Raw genomic sequence first — 23,802 nt, 5'->3', positions numbered from 1 at the left:
GGTGCTCAAGGGCCCAGTGGCTAGAATCGGCGGAATGCCGGAGCCCACCGCAGGAAAGCGCAAAACCGTTGAGTAGGGCACGCACGCTCGCTCAGGTGTACCGACACTTCGGTGAGGTTGACGCCGCCAAGGCATCGCCGCTGTACGAGCGAATCGCCATTGCTCTGAGTGAGTCCGACGAGGCGCTGCGGGCCATCGAGGCGGCGCCGGCGCGCAAGCGGCACCCCGCGCTGATCCTTGCCGCGCTGCACGACCTCGCGCTTGACGGACGCGCCCCGGCGCTTGCCGCGGCCTATGCCGTTGGGGACGGCGACGCTGCCGCGGAAGCGGCGATCGACACGCTGCTGCGAATGACCGACTCGGTCGTGGCCATCGCCGTACGTCGGCAGACGCGAACCAACGAGGCCGGACGCTGTGCCGTGCTGTATCCGGCCATCGCCGAGGCGGCGCGCCGGGTGGGCGCGAATGCGGTGGGTCTGATCGACGTGGGCTGTTCGGCTGGGTTCAACCTCAATGTCGATCGTGTTGGCATCACGTACAGCAACGGACAATCGCTCGGCGACCCGTCCTCTCCCGTGCAGCTGTCGGCTTCAATCGTGGGGGACCGGCCCGTTCCGACGCGGGCGATGCCCGACGTCGTCACCCGGATCGGCGTCGACCTCGATCCCGTCGACGTGACCGACGCTGAGGAGGCTCGATGGTTGCGGGCCTGCCTGTGGCCGGATCAGCGGGAGCAGATCGCGAGACTCGACGCGGAGTTGGCGTTGGCGGCGACGGATCCTCCGCTGCTGCTGCACGGTGACGCCGTCGAGGTGCTGCCCGACGCCTTCGCCCGAGTGCCCGCCGACGCCCTGCCCGTGGTCACCACGACGTGGGCACTGTCGCAGTTCTCGCTCGAGAGCCGCCTGCGCTTCCTGCACCGCCTCGACGGAGCGGCGACCGGCCGGCCAGTCGCATGGGTGTCAGCGGAGGGAGTCGGAGTCGCGCCGGCCATACCGACCCTCGGCGATCGCCGCGCCTCCGGCCACAGCATCATCGGCCTGGCCGTGCTCAACCAGTCGACCTTGTACGCCGAAGCCGTCGGCCGCTGCTGGTCCCAGGGCCGCCTACTGGCGTGGCTAGCGGACTCCTAGAGCGCGACGGACCGGCTCTGTCTGCATGCGAGCTCGACGCGGAGACTTTCGAGACTGTATTTCTGGCCACCATTCCGCCTCTTTTGAGACAAGCTGGAGTCAGTACAGGGAGAGGTCGATGGCATCTGCGGTTGTGGTGGGCGGCGGCATCGTCGGTCTGGCCGTGGCCAGGGCGTTGCAGCGGCTCGATCCCGGTACCCCGGTCGTCGTACTGGAGAAGGAACCGTCGGTCGGAGCGCACCAGACCGGACACAACTCGGGAGTGATCCATTCCGGGCTGTACTACAAGCCCGGATCGCTGAAAGCGCGGTTGGCCGTGGCCGGGGGAGCCGCGCTGAGGGAGTACTGCGAGGAGAAGGGCATCCCGGTGGACGTCCCCGGGAAGCTCGTCGTCGCGACGACGGAGGCCGAGTTCCCACAGCTCGACCGCCTGTACGGCATCGGCCGCGAGAACGGTGTCCCGGTCCGTCGGCTCACCCTCGAGGAGGTCGCGGAGCGCGAGCCGCACCTGCGCGTGAAGGGAGCCCTGGCGGTCGATTCCACCGGGCGGGTGGACTTCAAGCTCGTGGCCGGCGCGCTCGCCGAGGACGTTCGCGCGGCCGGAGGTGAGATCCGCACCGGCGTGACGGTCACGTCGATCGAGAACGCGGGCTCGGTCGTCCGGGTACGGACGACGGAGGACGTGATCGAGGCGGACCGCGTCGCGGTCTGTGCCGGGCTGCACAGTGACCGGCTCGCGCGGGCCTCGGGTCTCGAGCCCGGTGTCCGCATCCTGCCGTTCCGCGGCGAGTTCAGCGAGATCGTCCCCGAGCGCGACCATCTGGTGAAAGGTCTCGTCTATCCAGTGCCCGATCCCGAGTTTCCGTTCCTCGGCGTCCACCTCACCCGTGGCATCGACGGCAGCGTGCACGTCGGGCCGAACGCCGTACCGGCCCTGGCCCGGGAGGGGTATTCCTGGTCGAAGATCGTCGCCCGGGACCTGTGGGAGTCCGTCGCCTACCGCGGCTCGTGGCGTCTCGCCCGGCGGTACGGCAAGACAGGGGCGAAAGAGGTACTGCGCTCACTCACCGGCCGGGCCCTGGTCCGTGAGGCCCAGCGGATGCTGCCTGAGCTGCGAGTGTCGGACGTACGGCGCTCGGGCGCGGGAGTGCGCGCGCAGGCGGTCACGCGTGACGGCAAGCTCGTCGACGACTTCCTGTTTCTCCGCGACGGCCGCACGTTGCACGTCCTCAACGCCCCGTCCCCGGCCGCAACCGCCTGCCTCCTGATCGGCGAACACATCGCCGCGGAACTCTCCGCCGACCGCGCCTAGAACCGACCCTGGCCACCGCGCCCGTTAACTTGGGCACGGTGGCCGGCCAGCTCCTATCGACGGGACTTCTTGGCCGCGGCTGACTTCTTGGCTGTCGCGCGCCGGGTGCGCTTGGCTGTCGAGTCGATGGACTCCGCGTCGCGGTTGGGCAGAAGGCCGGCGAATGCTTCGGCGACTCGCGACGGCTCCGGCGCGTCGGCTGCTCGGGTACCGGGTGTCGCGCCTCCGCCGGCCAGCGTGGACAGGCGGTCCACTGCTTCGGTGAGGTGGTAGGCGCCGCCGCCGAGGGCGACCCATTTGCCTACCTCTGGATTCATCGTCAACGAGGCGTCCCGGTTCTCCGTGTCGTTGGTCGGGTGGTCCACCCACAGGTCGACGTCGTCGACGACGCCGACCGGGATGCCACCGGCTGACCAGGCCACCGCCACGGTGACCACGTGCCGGCCGGGCCGATCGAGCGCGAACCCGGCTGAGCTCCAGAACACTCGATAGCTCGCTGTCCGTCGTTCGCCGGGCGCGAGTGGTTCGAGCCGAACGGTCTCGCACTCGATGACGAACGGCCGGACGGGAAGCTCGGTGCCGCGATCATCGGAGACGGTCATGGTGGCGAACAGGCCCTCCAAGCGAACGTCGTTGGGGACGATCAGCTCGGCGTTCGAGGTGTTCGTCAACGTCCAGGTCACTGTGACCGGTGCGCCGAAAGCGGCTCGCGGGGTGTCGACGGTCACCTCGAGCGACAGTTCGGACGGGTCGAACAGTTCCCGATCGCCGGCCTGGGGCGCGCCGGAGGGGAACCAACTGGCGAACGGCCAGCCGCCTGGCCTGATCACCGGATCGGGCATGTGCGCCAGGTGATTGCGGACGGTGGGGTTGAACCCGAGGTTGATCTGATCCGGGAACACGCCAGGAGCGCCGGTGGCGGGACCGCCGAGAACGTCGGCCACGCTCGGCGTGGTCGTCATGATCGAGTTGTCGGCCGTCGTCTCGCTCTCCTGGTGGATCTGGTTGAACGCGTGGGTGACCTCGTGGCTCGCCGATCTGAGGAAGGCTCGCGGCACGTCTCGCTGCATCTCGTCCTCGGCGTTCCCGAAATTGCTCGAGTGCGAGGCCGGGTAGCCGTCGTCGGAGAAGCTCGCCGATCCTTCCCGCGGTACGTCGATCTGGTCGTACATGACGCCACGGGAACACCCCATCGTGGCCGGTACGACGACCAGGTGGGTTCGCCATTCGGTGTCCAGATCCGTCGTCGCCTTGCGCACGGTCGTCATCAGGTTGTGCAGGTCGGCGCTCGACCAGCAGATGTTCGGGTCCACGCCTGGCGGCGCCCCGACGTCGATCTGGTCCGTCACGACGGTGAGGTCCCAACGGGCGCCGGCGAAGACTGTGTCGAAGTACTCGGTGCCAGTCCCCGAAGGGTGCGGGACCGGAGCCGGTGCGACCGCTCCCGTGAGTACGTCGATCTCCAGGACGGCACGGCGCAGGTGCGACGAGACCCACGTCAGCGTGATCGATCCGCGGTCCGCGGTTCCCTCGACCACGCGACCTTGGAAGCGAGGCCCACCGAGGAACGGCAGCGGGAACGGCCCCGAGGCGCGGTGCAGGACGAACCGCAGGCTGCGGCTCGGCGATGCCGGAAAGGAGCCTTCGTACGACCCGGCGGGCGGCTGGGTGTAGTCGTACTGGTCGACGTCGATGGTGACCTGGCACGGACGATTCCCGATCGTGAACGCAGGTACGACGAGCCGGGTGCCGCTCAGGTAGGAGTGATACCGGTGCCGGGGGTAGATGGGGATTCGCTGTATCGGTTGCAGTTCGAACGGCGGGCCACCGCGACTCAGCGTTGCCGCGACCGATCCGGAGGCGGATGCTCCCTCCTGGCCGGTGTCAGCGGCGCGGGTCGCATCGGGGTGCACGACCCAAGGTGGTGCGCCGAGGTAGAGGTCGCCACTCACGATCACACCGTCCGGCCCGGCGTCGGGGGCGCCGCGGTCGATCCTGAGGGTCCCGACCAGCGGCCGGAGCGAACCCTTCGGACGGAACGTCACGGCGTAGCAACCGTCCCGGAAGCCGAGGTTGCATGGCTTGAATGGCGGTGGCGGAGGAAACGGGGCCTGGGGGACGGGAAAGGACGGAAGCTCAGGCGGCGCCGGATCCGGGCCGGGAAGCTGTGGCGTGTCGGCGTCTGGTTGCTGGTCGTCGAAGGCGATCGGCGTGGCTACCGGAACACCGGGCTGGACGGCCGGCAACCCGAATGCGTCCGCATCGGACAGATCTCTTGGGTCGTTACCATCGGGCATGTCATTCTCCCCCCTCGGGAATCGACCCGGATGGCGACGGCGGGGGAGAGGTCGTGCGCTCGTAAGTGACCTCACACCCTTCCGGATCTGTGAACGTGAAGCGCTGTGAGGTGAGCTGGACGGGATACTCCACCAGCTCGTCGGTCGCCGTACTCAGGATCAGGGTCCGCTCGTCGGCCAGTCGGTAGGTTCCGGCGTCCCACCAGATCATCCCCTGATCAGGCCCCCGTGCTCCCCGGTACGTCGCCAGGACGAACGTGATCTCGACCGGGTAGCGCTGGGCGCACTCGGCGGTGGACAGTCGTCGCCACTGTCCCTGCAGGTGCGGCAGACCGGTACTCCGGTCGGCCGATGCCGACATGATTCCCCCCGAGGATTCACCGCGCGCATCCGAGAACCGATGCTGTCAGCATTGATACCCACCGTCGCCACGTCAAGCCAATACACAACTCAAAGCCAGTTGAAACGCACGTTTCTGCACGCCCGCTGAAGACAAATGCCCGGCTATTGACATTGGCGCGTTCGCGTGTCTTCACTCGTCCGGAACGCAATGGCCGTTCTGGGCGCTCGGGCAGAAGACCGCCCGAGCAGCGTGACCCGCGCACTACAACCGCCTTTACTTGTCTGGGCGATCACGGCTGAGTTTGACCTCGAGTGCGTTCGAGACGCCTTTCCCCAACAGGAGATCGCGAACGGGTCCGGTACTGGCGAAGCGGCGGTAGAGCACGGGGTCGCTGGCAAGATGGAAGGCGAGTTCCTGGCCCACTTGGCCGAGGTCGGCCGGCAGTTTGTCCACGGTGGTGTTGAGGAGGTCGGCCAGCCGGTCTTCGAGCTCGGAGGATCCGGGAGGTGCTGCGTCCGCGTTCAAGGATCGGTGGCCGGGGCGGGTACCGGCCGACCCCTCGAACAGATGGTTGAACGTGGCGACGCCGCCGCGCCCGACTACCGCGTGCTCGCTCGCTGTCGGTGCGAGGGTGGGGATGGTTCTGCCGTTGGGCAAGGCCGCGGACAGGAGCGCGTCAGCATCCACCAGCCCGCCGCCGAACTGGCCCGGCGGCCAGCCAGGCATGGGGGTCGCCGTCGCCCGGAGCAGCTGCAGGAACGTCGGAGCGATCCGTTCCTTGCCGCCGCACGCGCGGATGATCGTGTTCCGCCCGTGCTTCGCGAGCCACAAGGCTGCAATTCCGGCGACCGTGGCAACGGCGTACGACGTACCGGATCCCTGACCGACGCTGGCGACGGCGTTGTCGACGTTCGCTGTGGCTCGCCAGACCCGGTCGCCGGGGGCGGTGATGTCCACCGCGCGTCCGTTCGAAGAACCCGCCCACGGTGCCCTGTCGGCATCGCAGGCGGCGACCGCCACGACTTCGTCGTACGCGGCGGGGAACACCACGAACCGAACGCAGTTTCCCGCGGCGGCGAGCACGATCACCCCTCTGCTCGTCGCATAGATCACGGCGTCATGCAGGCGATCACTGCCGAGCCCGCCCATGCTGATCGAGATGACGTGGGCCCCTTGGTCGGTGGCTCTTTCGATCGCGCCGGCGAGGTTGACGGTGTCGAGGACGACCACACTGTCGGAAACCCGGAAGGGAATCAGCTTGGCGTACGGCGCTGTGCCGGACACCCCGTGCGGTGGACCTTCGGGGCTGACGATGACGCTCGCCGTTCCCGTGCCGTGGCCGGGGTTCTGCCAGGGAAAGGTCTTCTTCAGTTCGTCCAGCGGGTCCGTGTCGTCACGGAAGAGGTCGTAGCCCTTGGCAACCAGCAGGTTCGCCACGATCTCTGGGTGGTTCCGGTAGCCGGTGTCCGGATGGCCGACGATGACACCGTCACCCGGTCCGGGACCCGGACTCGGAAAGTGGTTGCTCCAGGCCCGCAGCACGTTGGCCAGCTCCAGGCTCCATTCGTGCCCTTTCGCCTTGGTGAGATCGTCGCCACTGCCGCAACTCCAGCCAGGGAACCCGAATGCGGCCTGAGGGCCGCGCACCTCGTCGCCGGTTGCCGCTGTGACGTTGACATCCCAGTCCGGACGATCCGTCACCCACGCCTTGAAGAGCGGCTCGGCGCTGGAGATGCCGGCGTGCGCGCGGAGCAGGTAGGTCCGGTCCCACGCCTCGCGAGCAGTCAGCGCGCCTTCGCCGGCGAACACCTCGAAGAAGTCGGCGCGGCCGCCGTAGCTCTCCACCTGCCATCCGGGGCCGAGGACGTCGCTGACCGCCCGGTCCACCTTCGGGCGCGCCCGGGTCCTGGTCGTCTTGATGCTGAACGCCTGGAAGATGGGTCCGTCATAGTCGGCAGCGGATCTCGAGTTGTTCCGGTTTCCATCCATGTTCGTCGACCACCCCTGGAAACGCGCCCACCTTCATCGTGATGCTACGACCTGGAATGCCTGCTGTCGCCGTCCGGACCCGTCGATTTCCGTTGCCGATTCTTGCTCAAACAGATGAATATCCGCGGGTTGCGAGATCGGGCCGTCCAGGTACTTCTCGCTGGGTCTGAAACTTCCGGCTGTGCGGGTGCATCTAACAGGTGTCCTTAAGGGGGGCATCGTGAAACTTCTTCACACCATCCACGTCCGCAGACCGATTCGCACCGCATTCGCAGTACTTGCAGTAGCCGCAGTACCGGTGGGAGCGATCGCCGGCCCGGCCTCCGCCGGCGGCGATCGACCCCAGGGCACGATCGGACTCGTGTCGGTCGGAGCGGGCGGAGGTGGCGGCAACGCCGGCTTGTTCCCTGGAACCGAGAAGGGTGTGGGAGTGTCGGCTGATGGGCGCTACGTCGTCTTCTCCTCCTACGCGACCGATCTCGTGGCCAATGACACCAACGGCCGACGGGACGTCTTCGTCCGGGACACCACTACCGGCCGTACGACCCTCGTATCAGTCGGGACCGGTGGGGCTCAGGGCAATCAGGAGAGCCGGCAAGGGTCGATTTCGGCCGACGGGCGGTTCGTCGTCTTCACCTCCGACGCCTCGAACCTGCTGCCTGGTGACACCAACAACAGCCCGGATGTCTTCCTTCGCGATCTGCTGACCGGGCGTACGACGCTGGTCTCCGGAGGCCGCCAGGGTCAGGCGGACGCCGGTGCGCACCAGCCGGAGATCTCGGCCGATGGCCGCCAGGTGGCGTTCACCTCGGGATCGACGAACCTGGTGGCCGGCGATACCAACGGCACCGGAGATGTCTTCGTCCGGGACCTCGAGGCCGGACGGACCGAACGGGTTTCACTGACCGAAGACGGACTCCAGTCGGACTACTCCTCCAGTGATCCCGCGGTCTCGGCGGACGGGCGCCTCGTAGCCTTCACCTCCAGTACGGCGGTCGCCGTCCGCGACCGCGGTACCAACACGACTCGAGTGGTTTCGCGGGGCGTGACGGTCGACCCCCAGTCCGAGTCTCTCGAGGCCGGAAAGCCGGCCGTCTCCAACGACGGACGGTTCGTGGTCTTCACCGTCGTCGGGTGGCAGCCGGGAATGGATCCGATTCCGAACGTCTGGCTTCGCGACCTCCGTACCGATCGGCTCGAGCTGATCTCCGCCGACTATCTGGGCCAGCCGGCCTGGGCCATCGGCGCCAGCTTCCGTACTGACATCTCCGCCGACGGGCGGTACGTCACGTTCGGGACGACAGCTCGCCTGACTCGCGCGGACCAGGGGGAGCTCAGCGACGTGTTCCGGCTGGACCGGAAGACCGGCTCTCTCGGCTGGATCACGGACGGCCTGGATCAGGCCCGGGTCGACGGCCGCAACGGCAGTCACGGCCCGGCGATCTCCGACGATGGGCTGCACGTGGCGTTCGACTCGGACGCCAAGACGCTGGCACCCGGTGGCGGCACATTCGGCTACGACACGTACCTCTGGAGCTCCGCCCGCATCAGGTGACCTCAGCACGGCGCCTTCTCGTCCCACTCTGCGACGAGAAGGCGTTCCGCGGGAAGCCGCAGAAATCTGTCGATGGAATGGGAATCCTGTTGACATTGGCAGCACGCTCGTATTTCTGGCGATGTTCTGTACCGTATGAAGAATGGCGCGCAGCGGTGCGCCTTTGGGCGGGGGAAGCCGTGATGGAAACAAGCGAGCAGGGTCGGAAGGGTATCGCCGGCTCAGAGCGCGCCCTGCAGTTGGCGATTGATTCCGGGCATGCCGACGGGGCACCGCGGGCGGCGTTCAACCTCGGTGTCCTCCGTGAGGACCGGGGCGACTTCTCCGGGGCGGAGCGGGCGTATCAACTGGCGATTGATTCCGGGCACGCCGACCAGGCGCCGAAGGCGGCGGTCAACCTCGGGGTGCTCCGTGAGCGGTGGGGCGACTTCGCCGGGGCAGAGCAGGCCCTCCAGGTGGCGATTGATTCAGGGCACGCTGACCTGGCCCCGATGGCCGCGGTCAACCTCGGAGTGCTCCGTGACGATCCGGCAGGGGCGGAGCGGGCCTATCAACTGGCGATCGACTCGGGGCACGCCGACCAGGCGCCGAAGGCGGCGGTCAACCTGGGGGTGCTCCGTGAGGAACGGGGCGACTCGGCGGGGGCGGAGCGGGCTTATCAACTGGCGATCGACTCGGGGCACGCCGACATGGCCCCAATGGCGGCGGTCAACCTGGGGGTGCTCCGTGAGGAACGGGGCGACTTGGCCGGAGCGGGGCGGGCCTATCAACTGGCGATTGATTCCGGGCACGGCGACCTAGCCCCGAAGGCGGCGGTCAACCTCGGGGTGCTGCGTGAGGGGCGGGGCGACTTGGCCGGGGCGGAGCGGGCCTATTGGCTGGCGATCGACACCGGTCACGCCGACCAGGCCCCGCAGGCGGCGGTCAACCTCGGCGTGCTCTGTCACGGTCAGCAGAACTTCGCCGCCGCGGAGTTGGCCTTCCAGTTGGCGATCGACTCCGGGCACGCTGACATGGCCCCGAAGGCGGCCTTCGACCTCGGGGTGCTCCGGGAGGATCAGGGCGACCTCGCCGGCGCCGAGCGGGCCTATCAACTCGCCACCGACTCCGGGCATCCATCGGCTGCTTCATGTGCCCGAGAGGCGATGACGCAGCTCCGCAGGCGCGCCGCGCAAACTTCTCGATCCGCACGGCGCAACTGATGCGACCCGCGGCCGCACGCCCTAGCCTCGACAGGGACATGCCCCACCAGCCCGTAAGCCGCCCGGACCTGCGCGCCGACTGTGCGCAGTGCGCCGGGCTGTGCTGCGTGGCGCTGGCGCTGACCGCGTCCGACGACTTCGCCATCGACAAGCCGGCCGGTCAACCGTGCCCGAATCTGAAGCAGGACTTCCGCTGCGGAATCCACGCGCGGCTGCGGGACGGCGGCTTCCCCGGCTGCACCGTGTACGACTGCTTCGGCGCCGGCCAGAAGGTCACGCAGGTGACCTTCGGCGGCCGCGACTGGCGGCTGGCGGCGGACTCGGGTGCGCTGACATTCGAAGTGTTCGCGGTGGTGCGGCTGCTGCATGAGCTGCTCTGGTACCTGACCGAGGCGCTGGAGCTGGCACCTTCGCTGCACGGCGGGCTCAAGCGTGCGCTCGACGACACCGAACGCCTGACCCTCGGCAGTCCGGAGTCGCTCGCGGAGCTTGACGTGTCCGCCCACCGCTCAAGGATCAACGACCTGCTGCTACAGACGAGCGAGCTCGTCCGTACCGGGGTCTCGAACGCACCGCTGAACCGCCGCGGCGCCGACCTCATCGGCGCGAAGCTGCGCGGCGCCGACCTCCGCGGCGCGGACCTGCGCAGCGCCTACCTGATCGCCGCCGATCTGCGTCAGGCCGATCTCACGGCCGCCGACCTGATCGGTGCCGATCTCCGGGATACCGACCTGCGCGGCGCCGCCCTGGCGCGAAGCATCTTCCTGACCCAGATGCAGGTGAACGCAACCCGCGGCGACGCCAGTACGACGCTCCCGCCACGGCTCATCCGCCCGTCACACTGGTCCTAGCGTCGCGCCCACCATCACGGGACGCCTGCTTCGTCAGGTGCGGTGAGCGACGTGTTGGAGGGGCGGGGGACTGCGGGACCCTGGTGGATCCGGCAGTTGATCGTCACCCGCCCGCTCCGGAAGTGGGCGAACGGTGGGTCAGCGGGTGGTGGGGCTTGCCAGTTCTGGGGTGCGGCGGAGCATCTGCAGGGCGCGCATTCGCATCGGGCCGATGCTGCCGATCGGGAGGTTGAGTTTCTCCGCGATCTCCGTGTAGGACGGGCAACTGTCCGACATCAGCAGCCGGATCAGCTTCTGGTACCGGCCGGGCAGCCTGGACAGGGCCTGCTCGGTGGACGGTTCGTACTCTCCGTCGACCGGGTAGACGTCGAGGACAGCCGCGCGGTGGCCGTCGCTGTGCTCGGCTGTCGGGTCGGCGTACAGCAGGTACCGCTTCCGGCTGATCGCGACCCGCAGGCCCTCCCGCCGGGCCGTCGCGGCCAGCCAAGCCGGGAGGCACTCGGGGTCGCGGATCTGGCGACCGTGTTGCCACAACCGCAGCCAGGTCAACTGAGCGACATCAGCGGCGTCACTGTGGCTCAGGCCGATGCCACGAGCGGCATGGAGGAGCAGAGGACTGTAGCGGCTTTCCAACTCCTTCCACGCTGACCAGTCGGAGTTGAGTGCCCGGTCGAGAAGGACCTCGAGCGAGGGTCCTGAATCGTTGCGGTGGCGATTTCCCTCGGCCGGCCGTGCAGTTTTGCGTAGCGAGATCGTCGACACGCTCCACGTCCTTTCGCTGTTCCCCACAGATGGCGGCGTCCGTGAGCAAAAGGCACAGGAAATCGGGCCGGTGGTGGCGGACCACCGGCCGAAAGCCCGTTTCCACAGCGGGCTCGGTAAATTTCACCCCGGCAAAAACCCTGGACGGCCCTGTGCCTCACCACGTCCCCCGCGGTCGTCGTCAGTGCTGCCTTCGCGGCCCATTCGATCACCGGTGCCGTCACCCAGACGTAGTCGATTCGTCACGAAATCGTGCGTGTGGCGTCACCGCTCGCATACGCACCCGTCGGTAACCGGTCGGTGGCGCTGCGATCCCGCAGGGTCGGGCCGAGCAGCTGCAGCAACGGAGCGGCCATCATGGTTGTGACCAGTGCCATCACCACCATCACCGTGAAGGCGCTGTGGTTGATGATGCCGACACCGAGCCCGGCGGACAGGACGACGATCTCGGTGATCCCACGGGCGTTCATCAAGACACCGAGGCCGACTGCGGCGCGGACCGGCAGACCGCCGCCCCGGGCCACCGGCACGGCTCCGCACACCTTGCCGGCGATCGCTACGACCAGCAGCAGCGCACCGGCGGCGAGCACCTGCGGCTGGGACACCGCCGCGGTGATGTCGGTCTGCAGGCCGATCGAGGCGAAGAAGACCGGCACCAGCAGCGCGCGGTTCAGGCTGCCGAGCTGCTCGGCGACCTGCCCCACCGGCAGGCTGTCCTTCGGCAGCACCAGACCCGCCAGGAAGCCACCGAAGATCGCGTGCACCCCGATCCAGTCGGTCGCCGCGGCGAGGCCGAGGATCAAAGCGAGTACGAGCAGCACCAGGATCGGCGTCGGCACCGCGGCGGCGTACCGAACGGCGAGTCGTCGGAGCAGTGGTTTGAGGACCAGCAGGCAGCTTGCGCCGAGCAGCACGGTCAGGGCGAGCGCCAGCAGGGCTTCACCCGGGCCCGCCGACCGGATCATCGCCATCACGATCGCGAGTGCGCACCAGGCGAGTACGTCGGCAGCGGCGGCGCACAACATGGCCAACGAACCGAGTCGGCTGCCGTGCAGTCCGCACTCCTGCACGATCCGGGCGAGGACCGGGAAAGCGGTGATGCTCAGCGCCGTACCGATGAAGACGACGAACGGCAACCGGTCCACCGCCGGACCGGCCAGCGTCGAGTAGAGCGGCATCGCCGCGAGGACGCCGAAGGCGAACGGCACTGCCATGATCGCGAGGCTGGCGGCCGCGATCGCACCGCGGTCGCGGCCGATCCGGTCACGGCCGAAGTCGGCGCCGACGGTGAACATGAAGACGGCCAGCCCGGCCTGCGCCAGCAGGCCCAGATCGTGCCGCACCTCGGCCGGCAGGACGGCGTCGAACAGCCACGGCGCCGCCGATCCGATCACCGACGGCCCGAGCACGAGCCCGGCCACGATCTCGCCGACCACCGCGGGCTGCCCGATCAGCCGGGCGAGCCGGCCACACAGAGTGGCCAGCGCGCAGACGACCGCGATCGCCAGCAGCAGCCGCCACAGCAGCTGTGCCGGCGTCGGCCCAGCGGCCGGCGGCACAGACGCAGCCCCGACGGTGTGGTCGGGTGTCAGCCACCCCGCGGCGTACGCGAGACCGACCAGAGCGATCGCGCCGGCGACCAGGCCGACAGCCACCGCCAGTGCACGGCCGGGCGTGGGGAGCAGAGACTTCTCCGGCCCGGGCATCGGCCGACGCCGCCTCAGGTACGCAGCGCACCGTCGGCGGACAACGGGACAGCAGTCAGCTCCTCCGCCGCGGCCCGGTGCACCCCGTTGACTCGTTTTCCGTGCCGGCGGGCGAGGATGTCCTGGGTGACCTCGGCGGCCCGGTTGCCGAGCACGCTGAGCAGCGAGTCGGCGATACCGTGCGTCGCCTCGTTCACGCCCTGCAGATAACAGGCCGCGTTCGACGGTTCGCCGAGCTTCAGCCGGTACTGCCGCGTCACCTCGATCCGCTCCAGTCCGATCGCCGCGCCGAGGCCCCGGACCAGACGGGGCATCTCCCGGACGAAGCCGGTGCCGAGGAAGACCAGGTCCCGGCGTAGCTCACTGATGGCGCTGGTCTTGCGGTCGGTCAGCTCCAGGACGACCTCGTCACCGTCCATGCGGGCACCGGTGATGTCGGTCATCGGCACCAGGCGCCGCCGTTCGACCCCGCTGAGCCGGTCCAGGTACAGGCCGGTGTACAGCTCCTGCAACAGGTCGGTCTCGACGCCGGAGTAGTTCGTCAGGTGCATCTCCCGCAGGATCTGCGCCTTGCCTTCCGGCTTGGCCTCGAAGAACTTGTCGACGAACGACGGGTAGTACAGCTCGTTGGTGAACTTGTTCGTGTCGTACGCGCGTAGGCCGATCGATCGCATCACCCAGCTCACGTCCGCGTTCGGCAGGTCGATCTGGACCGCCCGGAACATCTCGGCCGCGCTCTGCGCCGCGCCGATCACAGCGACCCGGTACGGCTGGTCCTTGTCCAGCGCCGTCACCCGGCTGCGGTACCGGGTGCTGTGGATCAACCGGTCGGTGGGCAGGCCGGCCAGCACCGGCGGCAGGTACGGGTCGCGCCCGGCTCCGATGACCAGGTAACGGCTGGAGATGGTGCTGCCGTCGCCGAGCCGGGTCAGCCACCCGGTCAGGGTGCCGCGGGAGTCCCGGACCGGCTCGATCGACGTACAGTCACAGCCCAGCTGGAGGCGCACCTTCCGCAGCGACTCCGACACCCACTTGAGATAGCCCGAGACCTCGACACGGTACGGCGTGAAACTGCCCATGTTGATGAAGTCGTCCAGTCGGCCGACGCTGCGCAGGTAGTTCAGGAAGGTGAACTCACTGCGCGGGTTGCGCAACGTCACCAGGTCCTTGGCGAAGGCGACCTGGCTCTTCGTCCACGGCAGCAGCAGACCCTGTTGCCATTGGACCGCGTGGCCGCGTTCGATGACGAGCGAGTTCTCGGCCAGGCCGTCGGTGCCGAGCTCTTCGAGCGCGACCGCGAGGGCCAGGTTCGCCGGCCCGGCGCCGACTGCGAGCAACTCGACCTCACGGTTGGTCATGTGGCCTCCTGGCTTGAGACTGAGGAGCGAAGGGAGCGGTCATGGGGCCTCCCGGCCTGGACTGAGGAGCGCAGGGAGCGAAGCGACCGGAGCGACGAGGGAAGGCCGGGAGCCAAGGCCCCATGACCAGCCGAGCCGGAGGCGAGGCCAAAAGCACAGTGGCTCACCAGGGCCGTCCGGAATACTCGGGCTCGTTCACTGCGTCGTACGTCAACTCGACCAGGTCCGCCGCGGCGGTCAGCCGGTCGGCACACGTGGCGGGATCGTCCGCGGTGCAGACGACGTACGCGTGCCGGCCGATGTGGGCCCGCGGCGGAAGCCGGACGGTCGCTCCGTGGGCCACCATCGGATGTGCCTCCACCAGGCCGGGGACCGCCCCCGGCTCCGGTACGACGATCTCCACGACGCGACAGTCCTCGGGCGGATAACAGAACCGGATCCCGACGCAGGTCCGGTGATCGGGCTCCAGCCGGGGGCGGATGCCCTGCGCCACGTCGACCAGGACCGCGCCGGGGTCGACACCGGTGGCCAGCTTGCCCAGGTAGGGGATCAGGTCACCGCCGAGCCGGCCGTTCACCTCGATCACCACCGGTCCGCGGGAGCTGAACCGGATCTCGGTGTGGGTGATGCCGTACGGGGCGCCGATCGCCTCGTGCGTGGCCCGGAGCAGCTCGCGCAGCTCGGCGTCGGCCAGCAACGGGTCGGCGCCGTCGACGATGTGGCCGACCTCCTCGAAGTACGGCGGTGGGCCGAGCTGCTTGTGGGCGATACAGAACGGCAGGTACTCGCCTGCCACCACCGCACCGTCGATGCTGATCTCCGGCCCGTCGACCAGTTCCTCGATCAGCGCCCCACCGTGATACTCGGCCGGACCGCTTCGGCTGGAGCGGTCGGCCCGGTCGAACGCATCGGCCAGGCCGGCCTTGTCGTCCACCACGGCCACGCCGATGCTCGCCGCCATGCCGCGCGGTTTGACCACGACCGGATACCCGATGTCCGCTGCCGCGGTGGCGGCCTCGTCGGCAGTCGCGGCCACCGCGAAGCGCGGTTGTGGTAGCCCGGCGGCGGTCAGTGCCTGCCTGGTACGGACCTTGTCGCGGCAACCCTGCGCACCCTGGGCGGTCAGGCCTGGGAGTCCGAGCCGGTCCGCGACCAGTGCGGTGGCGATGACCGACGGTTCGTCGTACGTGAAGACTCCGCGGACGGGATGGGTACGCGCGACGGCCTCGGCGGCCGCGAGCAGACCGTCGTGGTCGAGCACCAGACCGGCTCCTTCGAGCGGCACGACCACAGAGCTGCCGATGACGTACGGCTGTTGCCAGGTGGCCGGCTCGTCGTCGATCAGCCAGAGCCGCCGGCGTTTCGCGGCACCCTGCATCAGGTACTCCCGGTACGGCTGGAAGCCGCTGCCGAACTGGAGTACGACACCGCCGCTGTTGTCGTCCACGTATTCCCTCCCGGTCGCCACTACCGAACGAGAGGGGGTGACCCACTGCGGGTGATACACCGAACCGCGTCGCATCTGTCTGCATCCCGACGCGCCACCGACTTGTACTCAAGTAACTGACGGCTCAGACTCACGGGATGTAGCTCGGGAGTCACTCAAACGAGGAGTCGCCGATGCCTGTACCGGGAGACCCGTCCGCCCGACGTGCTCACGGTCACGGAATGTCGCCGAACAACGGCGGCAGTGAGGTTTTCGTTCACAGTGGGGGAGATCGACAGATGCGTGCTGCGCTGCAAGCGGAGGATCCCGATCCGGATGCCCTGCCCGAGGGAGGTCACCGACCGGTGAAGCTCCGAATGCTCGACGGGTTCCGCGTTGTCGCGGATCACCAGTCCTTGTCCATCCCGCTCAGTGCGCGCCGCGTGGTGGCGTTCGTCGCGCTGCGCGGACGTTCCAGCCGCGCCGAGGTGGCTGGCACGCTCTGGCCGGAGGTATCGGACTCCAAGGCCCAGGCCTGCCTGCGGACCGCGCTGTGGCGGCTGCGCCAGCTGAGCCCAAACCGACTCATCAGCGGTGACGAGACACTGCGCGTCGACGAGTCGGTCGACGTCGACGTGAACACGCTGATCACCGCCATCCGCCGGGTGATCAACGACGGTGAGTGCGGAGCCGACCAGGGCCTGCTGCCGACGCTCGCGGCGATGGGAGAACTACTGCCCGGCTGGTACGACGACTGGGTCCTGCTGGGGCGGGAACGCCTGCGCCAGCTCCAGTTGCACGCGCTCGAGCTGACCGCCCAGCAACTGACCTGCTCGGGCCGGTACGCCGAGGCGATCGAGGCAGCGATGGCGGCGGTGCGGCTGGAACCGCTGCGGGAGAGCGCGACCCGGGTGCTGATCGAGGTTCATCTGGCCGAGGACAACGTGGTCGAGGCGATCCGCCGGCTTGAGTTCTTCCAGCGGAGTCTGGCCAACGAGCTCGGGGTCGAGCCGACCGAGGAGCTGGTCGACCTGGTTCGCCGCCGGCAGACGGCACCGGATCCGCGCCGGTCGGTGGCCGACCTGCTGAAGCTGGACCGGAGCAGGGCCTTGGCGCCCAGGACGACGCTGGCGTAGGCCGACTCTCTCGGTGCCCGGATCTCTGCGCCCTGCCGGAGTCCAGGCACCGGTTGTCACCGATCCGAAGGGCTCCACAGGTCTTCGGTACCGAGCGCGGCCACGTGGTACTTACCGAGGGCGCTGACGAGCATCTGCAGCTCGAGGGCCAGGCACTCGACCAGGTTGACCAGCCCATGGTCGGGGTCGGTGTCCACGGCGATCAGGGCGGCCCGGCCGAGGCCGGCCGCGGTCGCGCCGAGTGCCAGGCATTTGGCGACGCGCGCGCCTTCCCACATCCGGCCGGACGCCAGCAGGCAGGACGCATCTGGCGTCGTTCGGTCCTGGCCGATCCGTAGCAGGCACTCGCCAAGCGGCAGCCCGACATGGCGGAGAAACGCCCGGGGAGCCCAGCCGGTGCCGGCCTCGGCGCCGTCCACCGAGACCGCGTCCGCGCCGGCCGCCCAGGCCACTTGAGCTGCTGACGACACGTCCCGCGCGGGTGGCAGTTTCACCCAGATCCGGGCTCGCGGATAGTTGTTGCGCATCAGCCGGATCTGCTGCCGCAGGATCTCCTCGGTGAAGGTGCCGGGGCTGCTGCTGCGCAGAACCCGGTCGCCGCCGAGAACCGGGTCCAGCAGGTAGGCGCCGGCCAGCCGTTCGGCGGCGGCGGCGCCGACCAGCGTCATCCCGCCCAGTCCGGGTTTCGCGCCCTGTCCCACCTTGAGCTCGAACGCCAGCCGCCCGGACTCCAGCAGGGGCAGCGCGTTCGGGTCGCTGTACACCAGGTTCCACACCTCGGCGTCGGCGTCTTCGGTGCTCTGCTGCACGACCACGCCGCCGTACCCGTCCAGCGCCTCGGCCTGGTATGCGCTGATCCGGCCGAGCAGCGAGCGTTCCGCGTCGGCTTCGAGCCGGCCGTAGCTGTTCACCGGCATCACGTTCTCGCCGACGACCATCGGGATGCCGAGGCGGCCGGCCTGGCGCCCTGCCGCGATGCCGAGGGCGACGCTGGCTGCCTCGGTCGAGCCGAACGCCGAGATGTACACCGGCAACGTGGAACGGAATCCACCGATCGTCGTCTCGAGCTCCACGTCCCGGTACACCGGTTCGCGGGCCAGCTCCACGAGCCGAGCCAGCCGCTGCGGCACGAAGACGGGTGGCACCAGTCGCAGCCGGTCGATCGGGTCGGCCGGCGAAGGTGTGTCAGGACAGTCGGCGTCAGCGCCGAACAGTGCTTGCCCGTAATCGCCCGCCGGTGGGAACGCGTCGGCGGCGCCGGCTCGGGCGCGCCTGCGGATCGCTGCCTCGGGGAATCCTTCGGCGTACAGGATGTCCCTCCTTCGGTCGGCTTCTGCCCGGAAGAGGCCGCGACGGTACGGCGAAAATACGTCCGCGTTCAACGACGTGTACGGGTCAGCCTCAGATAGAGCAGTGCGGCCACGGTGACGACCAACGGCCAGACCAGGTAGGGCCCGGCCATCAGCAGCAGGATCACCACGGCTCCCTGCGCCACAAGGGCGGCGAAACGTGCCTTGCTGCGCCGCGGCAGCAACCTGACGGCCGCCGCGACGCCGACGGCGTACACCGTCACGAAGAGGCCGGTGGTGAGGAGGACCAGAGGCCGCGGCTCCACTTCGGCCGCCACCACGACCACGGCAGTCACGGTCGACAGTGCGCCAAGTACGACGAGACTGCGTCGCGGCACCACTCCGGCGGAGCTGCCGCGGGACAGCCAGGCTGGGAGTGCGCCGTCGCGAGCCAGTGCGGCGCCGAGCTTGGCGGCCCCTGCGTAGTAGGCGTTCATCGCGCCGAAGGTGAGGAGCAGCGCCGCGATCGCGGCCAGGACACGGGCGTTGGCGCCGAGGCCGATCGCGAGCAGATCGCCCAGCGGCGCGTCGGTGTCGGCGGCCTGCGGGCCCAGAACGGTAATGGTGGCGAACGCGACGCTGAGGTAGAGCACGCCGATGACGATCACCGCGATGGCGGTCGCCCGGGGTACGTCGCGGGCCGGCCGGCGGAACTCCGCGGTCAGGTAGGTGACCGTTTCCCAGCCCACGAAGCTCCAGACCAGCAGTGCGGCGGCTGGCCCGATTGCCTGCCAGCCGTGCGGCGCGAACGGTTGCAGGTTGGCCAGGTCGGCGTGCGGCAGGGAGAGCGCGACCGCAATGCCCAGGAAGAGCGTCAGCAGCCCGGCCAGGATGATCTGGACCCGGCCGGTCACCTGGATGCCGAACGCGTTGGTGACCGGTACGACGACCAACAGCGCCAGCATGGTCGCGAACACGGTGCTCTGCTCACCGCCCAGTGCTGATTCGACGTAACCACCGGCCCACAGCGCGGCAGCCGGGCCACCGACCGGGACGGGCAGGTAGAAGCACCAGCCGACGACCGCCGCGGCCCGGTCGCCGAACGCCAGCCGCGCATACGTCGCGACCCCACCCGAGTCCGGGTGACGGGCACCGAGCGCGGCGAAGGTCGCCGCCAGCGGAGCGGACACCACCGCGAGACCCAGCCAAGCCAGCAACGACGCGGGCCCGGCCACGTCGGCGGCGAGTGCCGGCAGGGCGATGACACCTGTCGCCAGTACGGCCCCGACGTACAACGCCGTGCCCTGTCCGAGACTGAGCCGGCCGACGGGTGCGGGGGTCGTATCCACCATGCGCGACATCTTCGCCCGAACCGGCGGTCAGGGCGAAGCGATGCCGGGCACCTTCGGGAACGCGCTGGCCTGCCAGACCGAGTCCAGCCCGGCGACGTAGCGCGTGAACCGTTCGAGGCCGAGCCCGAACCCGGCGCTGGGCGGTACGCCGTCCCGCAACATCTGCAGGTACCACGCGTACTTGGCCGGGTTCTCGGCCGTCTCCCGCATCCGCGCGACGATGGTCGCGTAGTCCTGCTCGCGTTCGCTGCCGCTGCACAGCTCGCCGTACCCCTCGGCGGCGATCAGATCGAAGTTCCGCAGCATCCCGGGCTGGTCCTTGCTCTCCCGGTCGTAGAAGCCGCGTGAACCCTTCGGGTAGTCGGTGACGAAGAACGGCTTGCTCGCCTTCTGGGACAGCTTCGCCTCGCCGACCCAGTCCAGCTCGGCGTCCGGACTCTGGTCGTGCCCCATGGCCACCAGGTCGGCGACCGCGTCGGCGTGCGTACGGCGTCCGAACGACGAGCTCAGCAGTTCGGTGAACTCGCCGGTGTCCCGGCCGAGGGCCTCCAGCTCGCCGGGGAGGTGCTCCCCCACCTGCTGTACGACGTACCGGACCAGGTCCTCCACGAGCGTCATGGCGTCGTCCCGGGACGCGTCCGCCATCTCGATGTCGATCTGGTGGAACTCGGCGAGGTGCCGGCTGGTCGAGGCGGTCTCCAGTGGTTCCAGCCGAATGTTCGGCGCGATGAAGAAGATCTTGTCGAAGGAGGTCAGGGCGGCCTGCTTGTAGAGGATCGCGCTGGTCATCAGCTTGTACCGGTGCCCGTAGTAGTCCACGTCGACCTGCTTGGCTCCGCGCGCACCCGGGTCGGTGACCGGGCCGATGACGGGTGGCAGCAACTCGGTGAAGCCCCGGTCGGCGAGGAGCTCACGCGCGGCGGCCAGCATCCGGTTCTGGATCCTGAGCACCGACCGGGTGACCGGCGAGGTCAGGTGCTCACGCGGACTGGCGGGCAGCCGGGCTTCGGTCTCCGGGATCCGGGTCTCGGTCATCTGGTGTGCTCCCTAGTGAGTCGGCTCGGTATTCCTGCTCGAGGCCGGCGTTGTCGAACGTCCGCTCCACGTACGACAGCGAGTCCAGCAGCCCGGCCGCCGTCAGCTTGGTGGATCCGGTCGGGCCGACCACCCCGCGGATCGGCATCGACCCGATGGATGCCCACTGCAACCGCCCGGTGCTGTCGAGGTAGCTGCGGGCCCTGCCGGCGTTGTCCGGGTGCAGGCAGTACGGCACGTCGAGGTAGCCCCGCCGGAACGCGGTGGCCAGCGACCTGCCGAGGTCCGGACCGAGATTGAGCACCGCCTCGATCAAGGCGCTCGCCTCGGCGTGGATGCCGGTGTCGACAACCTCGCCGGCGATCGTCAGGCAGCGCTCGGCGGCCACCGCCGCGGTCTCCAGGGCAGCGACGTTCTCGGCGAAGGTGGGAATTCGGTAGCCCTCGGCAACCGTCTTCACGATGAGCCTGGACGCGCCGGTCCGGACGGCCAGCCGGGCGGCCTCCTCGAGGATCCGCGCGGCACCGACAGGCGTCCGCGGATACACACCCATGTAGGTGTAGACGACGATGTGCCAGTCGAGGTCGGGCAGCCACTGGGCGGCCAGCCGGCGCAACGCCAGCAGAGCCTCGGTGTCCTGGTCCGGGTTGGTTTGCTGGGCGTAGCTCAGCGAGACGCTGCGGATTCCGTGCTGGCGGAAGAACAGGCATTCGAGCACACTCAGCGCGACCAGCAGGCCGGGCGGGCAGAGCTGGCCCATCATGCAGCCGCCGAAGCTTTCGACGTGCGGTTCGACCCGGGTGGTCCGCACCGCTGCCAGGAGGTCGCAGCTGCGGGCCCAGTTCGGGATCGAGTCCGCCAGCGGCATCCGGCTGTAGGGCAGGCAGTATGAGACCGGCCCGCCCTCGGTCGCGTGCAGTCCGGCTTGGATCAGCGCGGCCACGATCGGCTCGGGGCAGGGCGAACCGTGCCGGATCTGCACCGGGAAGTCGGGACCGGCCACACCGTCGAGCACCGCCCGGGTGGTGGCCACATCGTGCGCGACGATGGGATATCCGTTCAGCTCGACCCCGGTCGCGAGCGCCGCGTGCGCGTTCGCGTTGTCACCCATCCGGGTGTAGCTGTCGAGCGTGATCGTTCCGACGGTGGTCGCCGTCGCGCTTCTGGTGGCCAGGAGCCCGGTGCGCATCGCAGCGGGATCGCTGACGCCCATCCGCGGTTGCACCACGAGTCGGTCGGCCTGGTGAGCGCGCGCGACGAAGTCACCGAACGAGCCGGTGTCCGGGATGCTCACGGAGCCTCGCCGGTGGTCAGCCGGCCGACGTACGACCGGAACGCGGTCAGTCCAGAGCCGTCCTCGAAGACCGCACCGTACCCCGCGGCGGTCAGCTGGGCCCGGCTGCGGTCACAGCCGGGGCCGGCGATACCGAGCTTCCCGCCGATCACCATCGGAGTGCCGGCCAGCTCTGCCTGGCTTCGGACCTGACGGATCAGCCGCAGTCCGTCGTGGAAGCCGTGGCCGTTGACACTGCTGACCACGATCAGGTCGGGCCGCAGCCGAAGGCATTCGGAGACCAGCAGCTCGTCCGGCACGCAGGCACCGAGGTTGTGTACCCGGTGACCGAGTTCCTCGAGCAGCAGTTGCAGGACGACGAGGTTCCAGGTGTGCGAGTCCGACGACACGCTGGTCACCACAACGGTCAGGTCGCCGGCGCTGACGTCCCTGCCCGCGGCGACGGCGGCGGCGAGATCCATGACAAGCAGAGTGCCGATCCACCGTTGCCTGATACACGCAGCCGATCAACCCGGGGTGATCTCCTCCAGTTGGGAGACGCCGCTGGCGGCTTGCGGTCCGTACCGCTCCCATCGTTCGTGCAACCGGATCCGGCCGTCGGGCAGGAGCTCGGGCGTGCTTTCGCAGTGCCCCGCGATGAGGGAGCCGTCGGCCAGCACCATGGTGTAGATGAACTCCAGCTTGTCGTCCGGACGGCACACGCCGGCGAGCGATCCACGCCGGACCCGGCCACCGCTGAAGTCGGCCCAGACCAGGTCGCCGCGTTGCCAGTACGACGCGACCGGAACATCGCCGTCGCCCAAGTCGTGCCCGACAGGGGAGAACTTCCTGCCGTCGTAGTCGATCATCAGCCAGCTGCCGGACCGTGCAACTCCAACGTGCAGCACTTCACCCCGCCACCTGCCCGCAGCAGTTCCGACACGTCGATGCCGATCGGCTCGAAACCCGCCTCCCGCAACTTCGCCACCAGGCGGGTCGCACCGGCCGGCATCAACACATGCCGGCCGTCGGACACGGCGTTCAGACCGAACGCACCGGCATCCTCGGCGGACGCGATGATCGCCGAGGGGAAGAGCGCGCGCAGGATCGCTTGGCTGCCCGGCGTGAAGGCTGCCGGGTAGTACATGACGGTCTGCTCGTCCAGCACGGCCAGCGCGGTGTCGAGGTGGTAGTACCGGTCGTTGACGAGGGTCAGGCCGATGACCGGGCGGCCGAAGTACTCCTCGCTCTCGACGTGGGCCCGGCGGTCGGTGCGGAACCCGTTGCCGGCGAGCAGCCAGGATCCCACCGTCAGGTAGTCGCCTTCGCCCTCATTGGCCGACGACGCCTGGCGGACATGCAGACCGCGGCCGCGGAACCAGTCCAGGTACGCCGCCGACTCCGCGTCCCGCTCGGCGTGCCGGAACCGGGCCACCAGCGCGCGGTCACCCCAGACGGTGGCGCCGTTCGCGGCGAACACCATGTCCGGCAGCCCGGGCACCGGTGGGATGAGGTCGACGGTGTGACCGAGCTCGACCAGTTGGTCGTGGATCCGCTGCCACTGCGCCGCCGCGATCGGCTGGTCGACCGGCTTGCCGGGATTCATCCACGGGTTGATCGAGTAGGTGACGTCGAAATGGGTCGGTGGGCACATCACGTACCGCCGAGTGGTGCTCCGCCGGGTCCCGGCGTCGTACGGTGCTTCGGCGGTTGCGGTCGAGGTGCCGGCCTCGGAGATGAGTTCCATGCCGACAAGAGCGCGCGAGGACCGCGCTCAGATACC

At 69.1% G+C, this 23,802-nt stretch carries 20 protein-coding genes; 6 read left to right on the top strand and 14 right to left on the bottom strand.

Features of this window, described 5'->3' with window-relative positions; genetic code table 11:
- Window positions 1–95 precede the first annotated feature (95 nt).
- Together AB0F43_RS21630 and lhgO are read left to right on the top strand one after the other, a co-directional pair.
- The gene (locus tag AB0F43_RS21630; protein WP_360479439.1) at window positions 96–1,133 is read left to right on the top strand and encodes a DUF2332 domain-containing protein; all 1,038 of its coding nucleotides are present in this window, start codon (window positions 96–98) and stop codon (window positions 1,131–1,133) included.
- Between the two features lie 118 nt (window positions 1,134–1,251).
- Window positions 1,252–2,445: an L-2-hydroxyglutarate oxidase gene (lhgO, locus tag AB0F43_RS21625; protein WP_360479436.1), complete on the top strand. Its 1,194-nt coding sequence runs from the start codon at window positions 1,252–1,254 to the stop codon at window positions 2,443–2,445.
- Window positions 2,446–2,498: 53 nt separating this feature from the next.
- Here the strand turns inward: lhgO and AB0F43_RS21620 are convergent, their stop codons facing one another.
- The 3 genes from AB0F43_RS21620 to AB0F43_RS21610 all read right to left on the bottom strand — a co-directional run bounded on the left by AB0F43_RS21620 (window position 2,499) and on the right by AB0F43_RS21610 (window position 7,074).
- Window positions 2,499–4,742 carry a hypothetical protein gene (locus tag AB0F43_RS21620; RefSeq protein WP_360479433.1) on the bottom strand — a complete coding sequence of 748 codons (2,244 nt, stop codon included), beginning with the start codon at window positions 4,740–4,742 and terminating at the stop codon, window positions 2,499–2,501.
- Window position 4,743: 1 nt separating this feature from the next.
- Window positions 4,744–5,103 carry a hypothetical protein gene (locus AB0F43_RS21615; protein ID WP_360479430.1) on the bottom strand — a complete coding sequence of 120 codons (360 nt, stop codon included), beginning with the start codon at window positions 5,101–5,103 and terminating at the stop codon, window positions 4,744–4,746.
- A gap of 255 nt (window positions 5,104–5,358) precedes the next feature.
- Complete coding sequence (locus AB0F43_RS21610) at window positions 5,359–7,074, bottom strand: S8 family serine peptidase (protein ID WP_360479428.1); 1,716 nt, start codon at window positions 7,072–7,074, stop codon at window positions 5,359–5,361.
- 430 nt (window positions 7,075–7,504) lie between these two features.
- Between AB0F43_RS21610 and AB0F43_RS21605 the strand changes: the two genes are divergently transcribed.
- The 3 genes from AB0F43_RS21605 to AB0F43_RS21595 all read left to right on the top strand — a co-directional run bounded on the left by AB0F43_RS21605 (window position 7,505) and on the right by AB0F43_RS21595 (window position 10,682).
- Window positions 7,505–8,629, top strand: a complete 1,125-nt coding sequence (locus AB0F43_RS21605) for a hypothetical protein (RefSeq protein WP_360479425.1) — start codon at window positions 7,505–7,507, stop codon at window positions 8,627–8,629.
- A 182-nt stretch (window positions 8,630–8,811) separates the two neighbouring features.
- Window positions 8,812–9,831 carry a tetratricopeptide repeat protein gene (locus AB0F43_RS21600; RefSeq protein WP_360479422.1) on the top strand — a complete coding sequence of 340 codons (1,020 nt, stop codon included), beginning with the start codon at window positions 8,812–8,814 and terminating at the stop codon, window positions 9,829–9,831.
- A gap of 38 nt (window positions 9,832–9,869) precedes the next feature.
- A complete protein-coding gene (locus AB0F43_RS21595) occupies window positions 9,870–10,682 on the top strand; it encodes a pentapeptide repeat-containing protein (RefSeq protein ID WP_360479419.1) in 813 nt (270 codons plus the stop codon).
- Between the two features lie 138 nt (window positions 10,683–10,820).
- Here AB0F43_RS21595 and AB0F43_RS21590 read toward each other — a convergent pair whose 3' ends face one another.
- The 4 genes from AB0F43_RS21590 to AB0F43_RS21575 all read right to left on the bottom strand — a co-directional run bounded on the left by AB0F43_RS21590 (window position 10,821) and on the right by AB0F43_RS21575 (window position 15,955).
- Window positions 10,821–11,315, bottom strand: a complete 495-nt coding sequence (locus AB0F43_RS21590) for a sigma-70 family RNA polymerase sigma factor (protein WP_360479416.1) — start codon at window positions 11,313–11,315, stop codon at window positions 10,821–10,823.
- A gap of 371 nt (window positions 11,316–11,686) precedes the next feature.
- Window positions 11,687–13,150 carry a cation:proton antiporter gene (locus tag AB0F43_RS21585; protein ID WP_360479413.1) on the bottom strand — a complete coding sequence of 488 codons (1,464 nt, stop codon included), beginning with the start codon at window positions 13,148–13,150 and terminating at the stop codon, window positions 11,687–11,689.
- Between the two features lie 14 nt (window positions 13,151–13,164).
- Window positions 13,165–14,508: a SidA/IucD/PvdA family monooxygenase gene (locus AB0F43_RS21580; protein ID WP_360479410.1), complete on the bottom strand. Its 1,344-nt coding sequence runs from the start codon at window positions 14,506–14,508 to the stop codon at window positions 13,165–13,167.
- A gap of 163 nt (window positions 14,509–14,671) precedes the next feature.
- A complete protein-coding gene (locus AB0F43_RS21575; RefSeq protein WP_360479407.1) occupies window positions 14,672–15,955 on the bottom strand; it encodes an ATP-grasp domain-containing protein in 1,284 nt (427 codons plus the stop codon).
- Window positions 15,956–16,233: 278 nt separating this feature from the next.
- Between AB0F43_RS21575 and AB0F43_RS21570 the strand changes: the two genes are divergently transcribed.
- Window positions 16,234–17,070 carry a BTAD domain-containing putative transcriptional regulator gene (locus AB0F43_RS21570; RefSeq protein ID WP_360479404.1) on the top strand — a complete coding sequence of 279 codons (837 nt, stop codon included), beginning with the start codon at window positions 16,234–16,236 and terminating at the stop codon, window positions 17,068–17,070.
- A 56-nt stretch (window positions 17,071–17,126) separates the two neighbouring features.
- Here AB0F43_RS21570 and AB0F43_RS21565 read toward each other — a convergent pair whose 3' ends face one another.
- Genes AB0F43_RS21565 through ddaH form a run of 7 tightly spaced genes read right to left on the bottom strand, consistent with a single transcriptional unit; the run spans window position 17,127 to window position 23,766 of the window.
- Complete coding sequence (locus AB0F43_RS21565; RefSeq protein ID WP_360479401.1) at window positions 17,127–18,452, bottom strand: glutamate synthase-related protein; 1,326 nt, start codon at window positions 18,450–18,452, stop codon at window positions 17,127–17,129.
- Window positions 18,449–19,711: an amino acid permease gene (locus AB0F43_RS21560; protein WP_360479399.1), complete on the bottom strand. Its 1,263-nt coding sequence runs from the start codon at window positions 19,709–19,711 to the stop codon at window positions 18,449–18,451. Before AB0F43_RS21560 ends, AB0F43_RS21565 begins: the two co-directional genes overlap by 4 nt.
- Before the next feature lie 27 nt (window positions 19,712–19,738).
- The gene (locus AB0F43_RS21555) at window positions 19,739–20,746 is read right to left on the bottom strand and encodes an asparagine synthetase A (protein ID WP_360479397.1); all 1,008 of its coding nucleotides are present in this window, start codon (window positions 20,744–20,746) and stop codon (window positions 19,739–19,741) included.
- Window positions 20,691–22,040, bottom strand: coding sequence for a methylaspartate mutase (locus tag AB0F43_RS21550; RefSeq protein ID WP_360479394.1), 1,350 nt, complete (start codon window positions 22,038–22,040; stop codon window positions 20,691–20,693). The genes AB0F43_RS21555 and AB0F43_RS21550 overlap by 56 nt, the downstream gene beginning before the upstream one ends.
- Window positions 22,037–22,501, bottom strand: a complete 465-nt coding sequence (locus tag AB0F43_RS21545; protein ID WP_360479391.1) for a cobalamin-dependent protein — start codon at window positions 22,499–22,501, stop codon at window positions 22,037–22,039. The genes AB0F43_RS21550 and AB0F43_RS21545 overlap by 4 nt, the downstream gene beginning before the upstream one ends.
- A 45-nt stretch (window positions 22,502–22,546) precedes the next feature.
- The gene (locus AB0F43_RS21540; protein WP_360479388.1) at window positions 22,547–22,888 is read right to left on the bottom strand and encodes a hypothetical protein; all 342 of its coding nucleotides are present in this window, start codon (window positions 22,886–22,888) and stop codon (window positions 22,547–22,549) included.
- Window positions 22,888–23,766, bottom strand: coding sequence for a dimethylargininase (gene ddaH, locus AB0F43_RS21535; protein ID WP_360479385.1), 879 nt, complete (start codon window positions 23,764–23,766; stop codon window positions 22,888–22,890). Before ddaH ends, AB0F43_RS21540 begins: the two co-directional genes overlap by 1 nt.
- Between the last annotated feature and the right edge of the window lie 36 nt (window positions 23,767–23,802).

The sequence above is a fragment of the Kribbella sp. NPDC023972 genome, from assembly GCF_040639075.1.
GTDB lineage: Bacteria > Actinomycetota > Actinomycetes > Propionibacteriales > Kribbellaceae > Kribbella.
The sequence above is the reverse complement of the archived record's forward strand: the minus strand, read 5'-3'. Positions and strand labels throughout refer to the sequence as shown.